We start from the raw sequence: 13699 nt of genomic DNA on the forward strand, positions 1-13699 counted from the left end.
CCGATTACCCCACTTTCACCATGTGCGGTTGCGAGCTGCGCTCGGTAGGCAGGTGGTCGAGGTCGCGGCTCACCAGCAGCAGGACTTCTGCCGACGCGTCCGATACCTGGGCCTTGTAGCCGGCAATCGAACGGGCGAAGACGTTGTAGATCACCACCGCAGGAATCGCGGCAACCAGGCCCAGGGCTGTAGCCAGCAGGGCCTCGGCGATGCCGGGGGCAACGACGGCAAGGTTGGTGGTCTGGGTTTTGGCGATGCCGATGAAGCTGTTCATGATGCCCCACACGGTACCGAACAGGCCGACGAACGGCGCAGTGGAACCGATGGTAGCCAGCACGCCGGTGCCGCTGCTCATGTTACGACCGCAGGCTGCGACCAAACGCTCCAGGCGGAAGGCTACGCGCTCTTTGATACCTTCTTTTTCGCGGGTGTTGGCCGATAGGCGCATTTCTTCCAGCGCGTCGTGCACCAGGGTATTGGCCAGGGTGCCCTTTTGGGTCGCGCTTTCACTGGCTTCCTTGAGGGTGGTGGCTTTTTTCAGGTGGACGATCTCGGTGCGCAGACGACGCTTGGCGCCCAGCAGCTCGAAGCCCTTGGCGATCCAGATGGTCCAGGTAATGATCGAGGCAATGGCCAGGCCGATCATCACGGCTTTCACCACCACGTCAGCATTCTGGTACATGCCCCATGGGGACAGGTCGTGGGCCATGCCCAGGGTGTTGTCTTCTTCCAGTACTACGCCGGACTCGTCGGCAGCGGCTGGCACTGCCGGATCGGTCGCGGCTGGTGTCGCGGCAGGTGCAACCGCAGGGGCGGCGTTCTGTTCGGCGGCAGGCGGGGTGGCCGGCGCCGTGGCATCAGCGAATGCGGCGGTCGGTGCCAGCAGTACGCTGAACAGCAACGCAGCAATCGCACGCCAGGCGCGGGATGGGCTGTGAGGCTTGGTTGGCGAAGCGGGGTTTGTATGACGTGTCATGCTGGCCGGACCTGAGAGAAAAAATGAGTGATCGTCCTTCCAGACCGAGCGAGGTCGAGGACAAATGGGCGGTTATTATTGCAAGTAATTCTTGTTAACAAAAGTAATACAGTAACTTTATTTGCCCTTTTTCTGGCCGCCGGTCTACCGAGACGGCTAATCTAGACCTTTCAGTTCGGAGTTTTGTGATGTCTGCGCCTTCTGTTGTGATTGCCGGATGTGGCGATGTGGGGAGTCGGCTGGCCAGCCAACTGCTCGCCTCGGAATGGGAGGTTCATGGCCTGCGGCGTGATATTTCGCGCCTGCCCGATGGCGTGATTGGCATTGCCGGCGACCTGTTCAACAAGGATTGCCCTGACACCTGGCCAATCGGTGGGGTGGATTACCTGGTGTATTGCGCCGCCGCGACGGATCACGATGAGGCCGGTTATCGCGCCGCTTATGTGCAAGGGTTGCAGCACGTACTGGAGTGGCTGAAGGATTACGGCCAGGAGCCCAAGCATCTGTTGTTTGTATCCAGCAGCAGTGTGTATGGGCAGCAGAATGGCGAGTGGGTCGATGAAACCTCCGAGACCCAGGCGAAAGGCTATTCCGGGCAGGTGATGCTGGAAGCTGAGCAAGTGGCGCTGAACAGTGGTATCCCGGCGAGCGTCGTGCGGTTGACGGGGATCTATGGCCCGGGTCGTGAATGGCTGCTGACCCAAGTGCGCCAGGGTTATCGCGTGGCGATCGATCCGCCTTTATATGGCAACCGGATTCATGTCGATGACGCGGCGGGCCTGCTGGCCTTTTTGCTGCGGCATGTGGAGCAGGGCGGCTCGTTGGAGAAGATTTACATCGGTGTTGACGATGCGCCGGCGCCATTGGCGGAGGTGGTCGGTTGGTTGCGCGACTATTTGGGCGTGACCGAATGGGCCGACGACGCCAGTGTGCGCCGCGCGGGCAGCAAGCAATGCAGTAATGCGCGGGCCAAGGCGCTGGGCTGGGCGCCGGTCTATCCGACCTATCGCGAGGGGTATGCTGCGATTCTCGAAGGTCAGCGCTGACAGAGGAGCCCAAGGGCGAATGCCAGTCAGTTAAGAGATAGAACGAGCAAACAGTAACCTGTGGCGAGCGGGCTTGCCACAGTTGCAGTGTTCCTCCTTACTGGCTGGCATTACCCGAACAAGGGCTCTTTTTTCGTCACTGTTGTTCCAGCAGCCATTGGCGTGGGCCTGGAGCGAGTTGGGGAATTTCGTCCGGTTGGGCATGATTGATCGCGTTCAAAATTTCCATCCGCTTGCCGTGACGGACAAAAATCCATACGTCTGCGACATCGCCCTTGCCGAGAGAGAGCGTGTCATTGCCAGCGCCTTGAGTGGCGCAATCGCCGCCCAGACAGAGCTCGTACCGGTCATTTTGTGCCAGTCCGGACAGGCTGCCATCAGCATTGAACACCACGCTGTTGCCGACGCCTTGGCCTTCAATGATTTTCCACTTCCCGCCCATGTAGGCTGAATTCAGTGCCTGTCTGAAAGTTGTACCCCACCTTGCACCCTCGGGGGCTGGCTGGGCCGGGCGCCGGAACACTTGGCCGGCAAAAAATGCTTTGGCCTGCTGGATAAGCTGGTTGCCATCCCAGTGCAGTTCGTCGGTGCCATGGCCGTCATAGTCGACAACCCATACGCCTGGTGCCTTTGACCGCAGCTGACCTTCGCCGGCTTCGAATGCATTGCTGAATAACGCTTTGCCGCCACGGGCGTCGATGTTCCATTCCAGATTCAGGCCATTGGCGTCCAGTGCTTTGAGTAATGGACGACCTTGGGCGGCGGTATCAATAGCGGCCTGGTTGATCCACAGTCCGCTGATGTCGGCAGATTGCGGCGTGTGCGAGCAACCGGCCAGCAGGAACGGGCTGAGGCTGAGCGCGAGTAACTTGTGCATGAGGCCATCCGCTTATGCGTGAAAACAATGGCGCAGGCTAAAGAAAAAGGAGCCGGTGGGCTCCTTTGTTGTGTATCACGGTTTCTCGAGCAACCACTGCCGTGGCCCCGGTGTAAACGAGGGCACTTCATCCGTCTGTGCGGTGTTGACGGCCTGGAAGATTTCCAGTTGTTTGCCCTTGCGCACGAAGATCCAGGGGTTGCCCTGGCCGTTGAGTTGCAGCCAGATGCTGTCATAGCCGCCGCTCATGGAGGCGCAATCGCCCGCCAGGCACAGTGAGTAGCGATCGACGCCAGGCAGGCCGGCGACCTTGCCGTCAGCCTGGAACTGTACCGTGGCGCCGTTTCCGAAGCCGTCGGTGATCTTCCAGTCGCCACCCATATAGGCCGCGTACAGCGCCCGTTCGAAGTTGGCGCCCAGTGGCGCGCCTTCCGGTGCGGGGTCTTTGGCGCGGGCGAACAGCTGTTCGGGCTCGTTGTCGTTGGCCGTTTGCAGCAGTTGTTTGTTTTTGCGCTTGAGTTCGGTGGCGGTGCTGCCGTAGAAGTCCACGCTCCAGGCGCCGGATTGCTCGCCGAGCAACTTGCCTTCGGCAACTTCAAAACCGTTGTAGTAGCGCGCTTGCGAAGCCTTGGTGTTGACCTCCCATTCGAGGTTCGGACCATAGCTTTGCAATGCTTCACGCAAAGGGCCGCCCTTGGCTGCCGCATCGATGGCGACCTGGTTGATCCAGGTGCCGCTCACATCCAGGTCGGCGGGATTGCTGGCACAGCCGCCGAGCAACAGGGCGAGCAACGAGGAGGCTACAAGCGCTTTGCGCATCATGAAATCCTTCTGAAACGAAGTCGGCGCAGCCTGGTTGAGGCTGCGCCGGGTGTTTTACTCGATGACCAGGATCGCGTCCATCTCAACCTGCGCGCCTTTTGGCAGCGCTGCGACGCCAATGGCGGCGCGAGCAGGGTAGGGCTGTTCGAAGTACTTGCCCATGATCTCGTTGACCTTGGCGAAGTGGCTCAGGTCGGTGAGGAAGATGTTCAGCTTGACGATATCCTTGAACGAACCGCCCGCGGCTTCTGCGACGGACTTGAGGTTTTCGAAGACCTGTACGGTCTGGGCTTCGAAGCCTTCAACCAGTTCCATGGTCTTTGGGTCCAGCGGGATTTGGCCGGACATGTAGACGGTGTTGCCCGCCTTGATCGCCTGGGAGTAAGTGCCGATGGCGGCCGGGGCTTTATCGCTGGTGATAACAGTCTTGGTCATGAATGACTCCTTGTAAGAGGTGGGCTATGCACGCATGCGGGTGATGCGGATCACGCCGGTCAAGGCGCGCAGTTTCTTGATCACGCGGGCCAGGTGTACGCGGTCGTGCACGCTGACCACCAGTTGGACCACGCTGATGCGGCCATCGCGTTCGTCCATGCTGATTTTCTCGATATTGCCGTCGGCCGCATTGACGCTGCTGGCCAGCAGGGCGATCAGGCCACGCTGGTGCTCAAGCTCCACGCGAAGCTCGACGTTGAACTCGCCGGTGACATCCTTGGCCCAGGAGAGCTGGATGCATTTTTCCGGGTTGTGGCGGATTTCGCTGATGTTGCGGCAGTTGTCCAGGTGCACGACCATGCCTTTGCCCGCCGACAGGTGGCCGACAATCGGGTCGCCCGGGATCGGTGTGCAGCACTTGGCATAGCTGAGCACCAGGCCCTCGGTGCCGCGAATCGCCAGCGGACCCTCCGGGCTCGGCAACTGTTCGCCTTCGCCGAGCAGGCGGCGGGCTACTACGTAGGCCATGCGGTTGCCCAGGCCGATATCTTCCAGCAGGTCTTCGATGGTTTCCTGGCGGTACTCGTGGAGCATCGCTTGAACACGCTCACCCGGGATCTTGTCCAGGGCGCTGTCGAAACCATTGAGCACCTTGTTCAGCAGGCGTTCGCCCAGGCTGATGGACTCGGAGCGGCGCTGCAGTTTCAGCGCATGGCGAATATGGGTGCGCGCCTTGCCAGTGACCACGAAGTTGAGCCACGCGGGGTTTGGCCGTGCGCCCGGCGCGCTGACGATTTCCACGGTGGAGCCGCTTTGCAGCGGTTCCGACAGCGGGGCCAGGCGACGGTTGATGCGGCAGGCGATGCAGCTGTTGCCGACGTCGGTGTGCACCGCGTAGGCGAAGTCGACGGCCGTGGAGCCTTTGGGCAGCTCCATGATCCGGCCCTTGGGCGTGAACACATAGACCTCGTCCGGGAACAGGTCGATCTTCACGCTTTCAATGAATTCCAGGGAGTTGCCGGCACGTTGCTGCATTTCCAGCACGCCTTTTACCCACTGGCGCGCGCGGGCATGGGTGCCTTTTGGCTGCTCGTCGCCACTGGACTTGTACAGCCAATGGGCGGCGATGCCGTTGTTGGCCATTTCTTCCATTTCCCGAGTGCGGATCTGGATCTCGATCGGCACCCCGTGCATACCAAACAGCGTGGTATGCAGCGACTGATAGCCGTTGGCCTTGGGAATCGCGATGTAGTCCTTGAAGCGGCCCGGCAGGGGCTTGTACAAATTATGTACAGCGCCCAGCACGCGGTAGCAGGTATCGACCTTGTCCACGATGATACGGAACGCGTACACGTCCATGATCTCGTTGAACGCCCGGCGCTTGCCGCGCATCTTCTTGTAGATGCCGTAGATGTGTTTCTGCCTGCCGCTGACCTCGCCCTCGATCTCGTCGATCGCCAGGCAATGGCTCAGGGATTCTTCGATCTTGTTGACGATTTCCTTGCGGTTGCCCCGGGCACGCTTGACCGCCTGGTAGATGCGCGCCGAACGCATCGGGTGCATGGCCTTGAAGCCGAGGTCTTCGAATTCGATGCGAATGGCGTGCATGCCCAGCCGGTTGGCGATGGGCGCGTAGATTTCCAGGGTTTCCTTGGCGATGCGCCGGCGTTTTTCGCCGGACAGCACTTCCAGCGTGCGCATGTTGTGCAGCCGGTCGGCCAGCTTGACCAGGATCACCCGGATATCCCGGGCCATGGCCATGGCCATCTTCTGGAAGTTCTCCGCCTGGGCTTCGGCTTTGGTCTCGAAGTTCATCTGGGTCAGTTTGCTGACCCCATCGACCAGTTCGGCCACGGTTTCGCCAAATTGCGCACTGAGCGCTTCCTTGGCAATACCGGTGTCTTCGATCACGTCATGGAGCATGGCGGCCATCAGGCTCTGATGGTCCATGTGCATGTCGGCAAGAATATTTGCCACCGCAAGAGGATGGGTGACATACGCCTCGCCACTCCGGCGGCGTTGGCCGTCGTGGGCTTGTTCGGCGTAGAAATACGCTCGGCGGACCAGGTTGACCTGGTCGGGGCCGAGGTAGGCCGATAAGCGATCGGCGAGGGCGTCTATGCTCGGCAAAGTGTGAACTCCTGCCGTTGGCTGTGACCCCGCGCCGTGCTACGTCGACCAGGCATAGGTTTAGACGGCCTCGTTGGACTCGTCCTCGAACGCTGCAAACAGCGGTTCGTCTTCAACGATCTCAGCGTTGGCGATGAACTCGTAGCTCATCAGGCCTTCAGCGATTTCACGCAGGGCTACAACGGTAGGCTTGTCGTTTTCCCACTGGACCAGGGGCTCTTTGCCGCCAGTGGCCAGTTGACGGGCACGCTTGGTAGAGAGCATGACCAGCTCAAAGCGGTTATCCACGTGTTCTAGGCAGTCTTCAACGGTTACGCGGGCCATGGTATTCCTCGGAGCGAATGCAAGATGCGCGCTGCCCGGCTGGGCGAGCGGACTAAACAGTTTAAAAAATCACCAGCGTTTAGGGAAGCGCTGATTTTTCGCAGGCCCTCGCAAAACCGCTACAAGTGCCAATGTAAGGCCCCTGCAGCAGTTTTGGGAAGAGCCAATCAACCGAGCAGTTCGGCCAGTAATTTGCCGAAACGCTGCTGTTGGCGTTTTTGCTGGAGCTGATTGGCGCGGAAAATCGCCTTCAAGTCGTCCAGCGCGTGAGCAAAATCGTCGTTGATGATCAGGTAGTCATAGTCGACGTAGTGGCTCATTTCGCTGACGGCTTCCCGCATGCGGCCTTCGATGATCGCGTCGCTGTCCTGGCCACGGTTGGTCAAGCGCTGGTGCAACGCTTCCAAAGACGGCGGCAGGATGAAGATCGAGCGCGCCTTGGGCATCAGTTGGCGCACTTGCTCGGCGCCCTGCCAGTCGATTTCCAGGATCAGGTCGTGGCCTTCGTCCAGGGTTTGCTGCAGGTGGCTTTGCGAGGTGCCGTAGAGGTTGCCGAACACTTCGGCGCGCTCGAGGAAGTCGCCATGCTCGATCATCTTGACGAACTCGGTGCGCTCGACGAAGTGATAATGCACGCCGTTCACCTCACCCGGGCGCATGGCGCGGGTGGTGTGCGAGACCGAGATGCGGATCTGATCGTTGGTGTCGGTCAGGGCCTTGACCAGGCTGCTCTTGCCTGCGCCCGAAGGGGCGGAAATGATGTAAAGGGTGCCGGTGCTATGGGTCATGGAGGTTGCCTTACTCAATATTCTGTACTTGTTCGCGCATCTGCTCGATCAACACTTTGAGGTTGACCGCAGCGGTGGTGCTGCGTGGGTCGAACGCCTTGGAGCCCAGTGTATTGGCTTCGCGGTTGAGTTCCTGCATCAGGAAGTCCAGGCGCCGACCGGCGGCACCGCCTGACTTGAGCACGCGGCGCACTTCGAGGATGTGGGTGCTGAGGCGGTCGAGTTCTTCGGCGACGTCACTTTTTTGCGCCAGCAGGACCATTTCCTGCTCCAGGCGCACCGGGTCAAGGTCGGCTTTCATGTCGGCGAAGCGATCGAGGACCTTCTGGCGCTGGGTCGCCAGCATTTGTGGCACCAGCTCGCGCAGGGTGACCACATCCTCCTCGATCGAGGTCAGGCGCTCGTTGATCAGGCGGGCCAGTTCGGCGCCTTCGCGCTCGCGGCCGGCCTTGAGCTCCTTCAAGCCCTGAGTGAACAGGGCGAGGGCTTCGGCGTTGAGGGCTTGCGGGTCGACGGCATCGGCCACCAGCACGCCGGGCCAGGCCAGCACTTCCAGGGGGTTCAGCGCCGCGGGCTGCTGGATCAGGCTGGCGATAGTCTCGGCGGCCGCGACCAGTTGCGCGGCGCGGTCGCGGTCGACCTGCAGTGGCTTGCCGGTGGTTTCCTCGGTAAAGCGCAGGGTGCATTCCAGCTTGCCGCGTGAGATGCCTTGGCGCAGGGCTTCACGTACGGCGCCTTCGAGGTCGCGGAACGATTCCGGCAGGCGCAGGTGCGGTTCCAGGTAGCGGCTGTTGACCGAGCGCAGTTCCCAGCTCAGGGTGCCTTGGGCGCCGGCTTTTTCGACGCGGGCGAAGGCGGTCATGCTGTGCACCATGGAGGTACCTCGCGTTGCAGTCCCGCGAAAGCGGGCTGATGGATAAATTGGAGCCGACTGGCTGCGAAGGCGCAGGAGTGTAGCGCAGTGGTGCGATAGGCCCCAAACGCGGGTGCTGACATCGCATCACAAGCCGAGCATTCGTAACCAGATTTTAAGAAGTGCCCCGAATCGGCTCGCGGCTCTATAATGCTCGGCAGTTTTTCGTCCTTCGTACAGGTATCCCCTATGAAACGTCCAAGTGGTCGCGTTGCCGATCAGCTCCGCTCGATCCGCATCACCCGCAACTACACCAAACACGCCGAGGGATCCGTACTGGTCGAGTTTGGCGATACCAAGGTGATCTGCACCGTCAGTGTCGAAAACGGCGTGCCACGTTTCCTCAAGGGCCAGGGCCAGGGTTGGTTGACCGCCGAATACGGCATGCTGCCGCGCGCCACCGGCGAGCGTAACCAGCGTGAGGCCAGTCGTGGCAAGCAAGGCGGTCGTACCCTGGAGATCCAGCGCCTGATCGGTCGCTCCCTGCGTGCAGCGTTGGACATGTCCAAGCTGGGCGACGTGACCCTGTACGTCGATTGCGACGTGATCCAGGCCGACGGCGGTACTCGTACTGCGTCCATCACCGGCGCCATGGTCGCTCTGGTCGACGCGCTGAAAGTGATCAAGAAGCGTGGCGGCCTGAAAGGCGGCGATCCGCTCAAGCAGATGATCGCTGCCGTATCGGTGGGCATGTACCAGGGCGAGCCTGTGCTGGACCTGGACTACCTGGAAGACTCGGCCGCCGAGACCGACCTGAACGTGGTCATGACCAGCACCGGTGGTTTTATCGAAGTGCAGGGCACCGCTGAAGGCGCGCCATTCCAGCCGGCCGACCTGAATGCGATGCTGGCCCTGGCCCAGAAGGGCATGACTGAGATTTTCGAACTGCAGAACGCCGCACTGGCTGACTGAACACGCTTCAAGGAGAAGTGCCATGAGTGACAGCCAGTTGCCGGTTCCGGCACCGTCCAAGGAAGTTCGCCAGTGGGCGATGCTGTGTCACTTCGCGGCATTCCTGGGGTTGGTATTCCCCTTCGGCAGTCTCTTGGGGCCGCTGATCCTGTGGCAGATCAAGAAAGACATGGACCCGCTTATCGATGATCAGGGCAAGGAAGCGCTGAATTTCCAGATCACCGTGGCGATCGCCTGGCTGGTGTGCATGGTGCTGGGGTTCGTGGTGATCGGCTTTGTGCTGATGTTGATCCTGGTGGTTGCGGCACTGGTGCTGACAATTATTGGCGGGATCAAGGCCAACAATGGCACGGCTTACCGTTACCCGTGGACCTGGCGCCTGATCAAATAATGAGCGCCCACAAAAAAACCGACAGCGATGTCGGTTTTTTTGTGCCTGGAAAAAGACCTCAAATGGTCAGTGTCCAGTCGTAGTCCACGATCAGTGGCGCGTGCTGCGAGAAGCGTGGCTGGCGCGGCAGGCGTGCGCTGCGTACGAACCGACGCAGGCCTGGGGTCAGCAACTGGTAGTCGAAGCGCCAGCCCAGGTTGAGCATCTCAGCCTGTTCATTGTCTGGCCACCAGCTGTACTGGTCGCCTTCGCGGCTGACTTCGCGCAGGGCATCCACATAGCCCATGTTGCCGACAATCTCGTCCATCCAGGCCCGTTCCGGCGCCAGGAAGCCAGGGGATTGCTGGCTGTCGCGCCAGTTCTTGATATCCAGCTTTTGTTGCGCCACGTACAACGAGCCACAATAAATGTACTCGCGACGTTTGCGTCGCTGTTTATCCAGGTAACGGGCGAAATCGTCCATTAGCTTGAACTTCTGGTTCAAGTCTTCATCGCCGTTCTGCCCTGATGGAAGCAGCAAGGTCGCGATACTGACCTTGTCGAAATCGGCTTGCAGGTAGCGCCCGTAGCGGTCGGCTGTCTCGAAGCCGAGGCCGCTGATGACCGCCTTGGGTTGCAACCGCGAGTACAAAGCCACGCCACCTTGGGCGGGTACTTCGGCATCGCAGGCATAAAGGAAGTAGCCATCCAGTTGGAAGGCTGGGTCGTCCAGTTCAAAGGCGGAGGCGCGGGTGTCCTGCAGGCAGATGACGTCGGCATTCTGGGCTTGCAGCCAACTGAGCAAACCACGCTCGACTGCAGCCTGAATACCATTAACGTTCACACTGATGATCCGCATAAATGGCCCCAAAAATCGCGTGCGTGTATGATACACGCCGTCTACCTAATTAGCTAAATCCGTGGTATCTGAGGCTTTTTTCATGCAGGCGTATCAACGCGATTTCATTCGTTTTGCCATCGATCGCGGGGTTTTGCGCTTCGGTGAGTTCACCCTCAAGTCCGGGCGCACCAGCCCGTACTTCTTCAATGCAGGCTTGTTCAACTCGGGTTCGGCCCTGGCCCAACTGGGTCGTTTCTACGCGGCAGCCATTGTTGAAAGCGGTATTTCCTTCGATGTCTTGTTTGGTCCGGCCTACAAGGGCATTCCCCTGGCCGCCGCGACTGCCGTGGCGTTGGCTGAGCATCACGGGCGGGATCTGCCGTGGTGCTTCAACCGCAAGGAAGCCAAGGCCCATGGCGAAGGCGGCAGCCTGGTGGGTGCGCCGCTGACTGGCGATGTGCTGATTATCGACGATGTGATCACCGCCGGTACCGCCATCCGTGAAGTGATGCAGATCATCGCCTCCCAGGACGGCGCCAAGGCTGCCGGTGTGTTGATCGCACTGAACCGCCAGGAGCGTGGCAACGGTGAATTGTCGGCGATCCAGGAAGTGGAGCGCGATTTCGGCATCCCGGTGGTGAGTATCGTGTCGTTGAACCAGGTGTTGCAGTTCCTGGAAGACGATCCGCAGCTCAAGCAGCACTTGCCGGCAGTGCGCGCGTACCGCGAGCAGTTCGGCGTCCAGTAATCGCCGCACAACAAAAAGCCCCACCCTCTGTAGGAGCGAGCTTGCTCGCGAAGAACGCCAACGATGACGCGTTTATTCTGGATGAACGCGGCGCCTTTACGTTTTTCGCGAGCAAGCTCGCTCCTACAGAGGGTGGGGCTTTTTAGTGTTTAAGGACGCTTGCGGTTGCTGATCAGCGTACCTACACCGGTGTCGGTGAAGATTTCCAGCAGGATCGCATTCGGCACCCGGCCGTCCAGGATCAGCGAACTGCCCACGCCGCCCTGCACCGCTTCCAGCGCGCAACGGATCTTCGGCAGCATGCCGCCGTAGATCGTGCCGTCGGCGATCAGCGCGTCCACCTGTTGGGTGGTCAGGCCGGTCAGCACCTTGCCTTCCTTGTCCATCAGGCCAGCAATATTGGTCAGCAGCATCAGCTTTTCAGCCTTCAGTGCTTCAGCCACCTTGCCCGCCACCAGATCGGCGTTGATGTTGTAGGACTCGCCATTGGTGCCCACGCCAATTGGCGCGATCACCGGGATGAAGTCGCCCTTGACCAGCAGGTTCAGCAGATCGGTGTTGATGCCGATCACTTCGCCTACCTGGCCAATGTCGATGATTTCCGGCTGGGTCATCTCCGGCGTCTGACGGGTAACGGTCAGTTTTTTCGCGCGGATCAGCTCCGCGTCTTTGCCGGTCAGGCCGATGGCGCTGCCGCCGTGGCGGTTGATCAGGTTGACAATGTCCTTGTTCACTTGGCCGCCGAGGACCATTTCCACCACGTCCATGGTCTGTGCGTCAGTCACGCGCATGCCATCGATGAAGTGACTCTCGATCGACAAGCGCTTGAGCAGGTCGCCGATCTGCGGGCCGCCACCGTGGACTACCACCGGGTTGATCCCTACGGCTTTCATCAACACGATGTCGCGGGCAAAGCCGGTTTTCAGCTCGTCGCTTTCCATGGCATTGCCGCCGTACTTGATCACCAGCGTCTTGCCGACGTAGCGTCGAATGTAGGGCAGCGCTTCGGACAGGACCTTGGCGGTGTTGGCAGCGGCTTCGCGTTCGAGGGTCATTCAGGGCTCCGGTACAAAAAATCAGAACGGTAATTGGAGATCAGGGGCAACACGTTTCAACTGGGCGTGGAACACGTCCTTGATGCGCTGCAACTCAGCCTCGGTATCCGCCTCGAAACGCAGCACCAGCACCGGTGTGGTGTTGGACGCGCGAACCAGGCCCCAGCCTTTGGCGTAATCGACTCGCACACCATCAATGGAGGTCAGGTTGGCGCCTTCACCCCATTGCGCATCGTGCAATGCGTCAATGATGCTGAATTTGCTCTCTTCGGTCACATGGATATTGATCTCTGGCGTAGAAATATCATTCGGGAAGGTCTCAAACAGCCCTTGCGCGGTGGATTTTTCCTTGCTGAGGATCTCCAGCAGACGGGCAGCGCTGTAAATACCGTCGTCAAAGCCGAACCAGCGTTCCTTGAAGAATACGTGGCCGCTCATTTCGCCGGCCAACAGGGCGCCGGTTTCCTTCATTTTCTTTTTGATCAACGAGTGACCGGTCTTCCACATTAGCGGACGACCGCCGTATTCCTTGATCAGCGGGGTCAGGCGGCGGGTGCATTTGACGTCGAAAATGATCTCGGCACCGGGGTTGCGCGCCACGACGTCACGGGCAAACAGCATCAGCAGGCGGTCCGGGAATACGATCTCACCGGTTTCGGTTACTACGCCCACGCGATCGCCGTCGCCATCGAAGGCCAGGCCCACATCGGCGCCGGTTTCCTTGACCTTGGCAATCAGGTCCACCAGGTTTTCAGGCTTGCCTGGGTCCGGGTGGTGGTTGGGGAAGTGGCCGTCGACCTCGCAGAATAGCGGGATCACTTCGCAGTTCAGGGCTTCGAGCAGTTGCGGGGCGATCACGCCGGCCGCGCCGTTGCCGCAGTCCACCACCACTTTGAGGCGGCGCGCGAGTTTGACGTCGCGGGTGATTTCGTCGGAGTAGCGCTGAAGAATGTCGACCTTGGTGATGCTGCCGGGGCCGCTGGTCAGGTCGTTGGTCTTCAGGCGTGTGTGCAGGGCCTGGATCTGTTCGTTGGCCAGGGTGTCACCAGCGATGACGATCTTGAAACCGTTGTAGTCCGACGGGTTGTGGCTGCCGGTGAGCATCACGCCGGATTTGCCGGCCAGTACGTTGGCCGCGTAGTACAGCGCCGGGGTAGGCACCAGGCCGACGTCGCTGACGTGGCAGCCACTGTCTGCCAGGCCCTGGATCAGTTGTTCCACCAGCTCCGGGCCGGACAGGCGGCCGTCACGGCCTACCGATACGTTGGGTTCGTCCTGGGCCAGGCTTTGGGCGCCGATGGCGCGGCCAATCCAGTAGGCCGTTTCGGCGGTCAGGGTCTTGGGTACTACGCCACGGATGTCATAGGCGCGAAAGATGCTGTCGGGAAAGGTCGGGGCTACTCGGGCTGCGTTACTCATCGCGGGGGGAAACTCCATCTGAAGGGGGCAAGGCTGGCCATAA

14 protein-coding genes and 1 pseudogene are annotated in these 13699 nt (G+C 60.3%); 4 read left to right on the forward strand and 11 right to left on the reverse strand.

All coding sequences use genetic code 11. The features are described 5' to 3' along the window. Nucleotides 1–4 precede the first annotated feature (4 nt). Complete coding sequence (gene exbB / locus A7317_RS28380) at nt 5–976, reverse strand: tonB-system energizer ExbB (RefSeq protein WP_069077266.1); 972 nt, start codon at nt 974–976, stop codon at nt 5–7. A 188-nt stretch (nt 977–1164) separates the two neighbouring features. Between exbB and A7317_RS28385 the strand changes: the two genes are divergently transcribed. Then, on the forward strand, nt 1165–2022 hold the full coding sequence (locus A7317_RS28385) for an SDR family oxidoreductase (protein ID WP_024078107.1): 858 nt from the start codon (nt 1165–1167) through the stop codon (nt 2020–2022). A gap of 136 nt (nt 2023–2158) precedes the next feature. On the opposite strand, the gene A7317_RS28390 is transcribed toward A7317_RS28385, so the two are convergent. The 7 genes from A7317_RS28390 to A7317_RS28420 form a co-directional block, all read right to left on the reverse strand. Next, nucleotides 2159–2899, reverse strand: coding sequence for a hypothetical protein (locus A7317_RS28390; RefSeq protein WP_069077267.1), 741 nt, complete (start codon nt 2897–2899; stop codon nt 2159–2161). A gap of 75 nt (nt 2900–2974) precedes the next feature. Continuing rightward, entirely contained in the window at nt 2975–3718 is a 744-nt protein-coding gene (locus A7317_RS28395; protein ID WP_024078105.1) for a hypothetical protein, read from the reverse strand. 57 nt (nt 3719–3775) lie between these two features. Then, nucleotides 3776–4156: a RidA family protein gene (locus tag A7317_RS28400; protein ID WP_003176922.1), complete on the reverse strand. Its 381-nt coding sequence runs from the start codon at nt 4154–4156 to the stop codon at nt 3776–3778. Nucleotides 4157–4180: 24 nt separating this feature from the next. Next, on the reverse strand, nt 4181–6286 hold the full coding sequence (gene spoT, locus A7317_RS28405; protein ID WP_024078104.1) for a bifunctional GTP diphosphokinase/guanosine-3',5'-bis pyrophosphate 3'-pyrophosphohydrolase: 2106 nt from the start codon (nt 6284–6286) through the stop codon (nt 4181–4183). Nucleotides 6287–6346: 60 nt separating this feature from the next. Beyond that, complete coding sequence (rpoZ, locus tag A7317_RS28410) at nt 6347–6610, reverse strand: DNA-directed RNA polymerase subunit omega (RefSeq protein ID WP_003176920.1); 264 nt, start codon at nt 6608–6610, stop codon at nt 6347–6349. A 167-nt stretch (nt 6611–6777) separates the two neighbouring features. Then, entirely contained in the window at nt 6778–7398 is a 621-nt protein-coding gene (gmk, locus tag A7317_RS28415) for a guanylate kinase (protein WP_024078103.1), read from the reverse strand. Between the two features lie 10 nt (nt 7399–7408). Beyond that, nucleotides 7409–8272 (reverse strand): YicC/YloC family endoribonuclease, encoded by an 864-nt coding sequence (locus tag A7317_RS28420; RefSeq protein WP_024078102.1) that lies wholly within the window; start codon nt 8270–8272, stop codon nt 7409–7411. A 228-nt stretch (nt 8273–8500) separates the two neighbouring features. Here A7317_RS28420 and rph point away from each other — a divergent pair, with 228 nt between their 5' ends. Together rph and A7317_RS28430 are read left to right on the forward strand one after the other, a co-directional pair. Next, on the forward strand, nt 8501–9223 hold the full coding sequence (rph, locus tag A7317_RS28425; RefSeq protein WP_024078101.1) for a ribonuclease PH: 723 nt from the start codon (nt 8501–8503) through the stop codon (nt 9221–9223). Nucleotides 9224–9245: 22 nt separating this feature from the next. Next, entirely contained in the window at nt 9246–9614 is a 369-nt protein-coding gene (locus tag A7317_RS28430) for a DUF4870 domain-containing protein (RefSeq protein WP_024078100.1), read from the forward strand. A gap of 58 nt (nt 9615–9672) precedes the next feature. Here A7317_RS28430 and A7317_RS28435 read toward each other — a convergent pair whose 3' ends face one another. Then, complete coding sequence (locus A7317_RS28435) at nt 9673–10452, reverse strand: exodeoxyribonuclease III (RefSeq protein ID WP_003176915.1); 780 nt, start codon at nt 10450–10452, stop codon at nt 9673–9675. Between the two features lie 82 nt (nt 10453–10534). Between A7317_RS28435 and pyrE the strand changes: the two genes are divergently transcribed. Next, nucleotides 10535–11182, forward strand: coding sequence for an orotate phosphoribosyltransferase (gene pyrE, locus A7317_RS28440; RefSeq protein WP_024078099.1), 648 nt, complete (start codon nt 10535–10537; stop codon nt 11180–11182). Nucleotides 11183–11331: 149 nt separating this feature from the next. Here the strand turns inward: pyrE and argB are convergent, their stop codons facing one another. Further along, a complete protein-coding gene (argB, locus tag A7317_RS28445; protein WP_024078097.1) occupies nt 11332–12237 on the reverse strand; it encodes an acetylglutamate kinase in 906 nt (301 codons plus the stop codon). 21 nt (nt 12238–12258) lie between these two features. Continuing rightward, nucleotides 12259–13680 (reverse strand): annotated as a pseudogene (locus A7317_RS28450) (phosphomannomutase/phosphoglucomutase); the annotation flags it as partial. Nucleotides 13681–13699 lie beyond the last annotated feature (19 nt).

Source organism: Pseudomonas fluorescens (genome assembly GCF_001708445.1).
In the GTDB taxonomy this organism is placed as follows: domain Bacteria; phylum Pseudomonadota; class Gammaproteobacteria; order Pseudomonadales; family Pseudomonadaceae; genus Aquipseudomonas; species Aquipseudomonas gorinensis.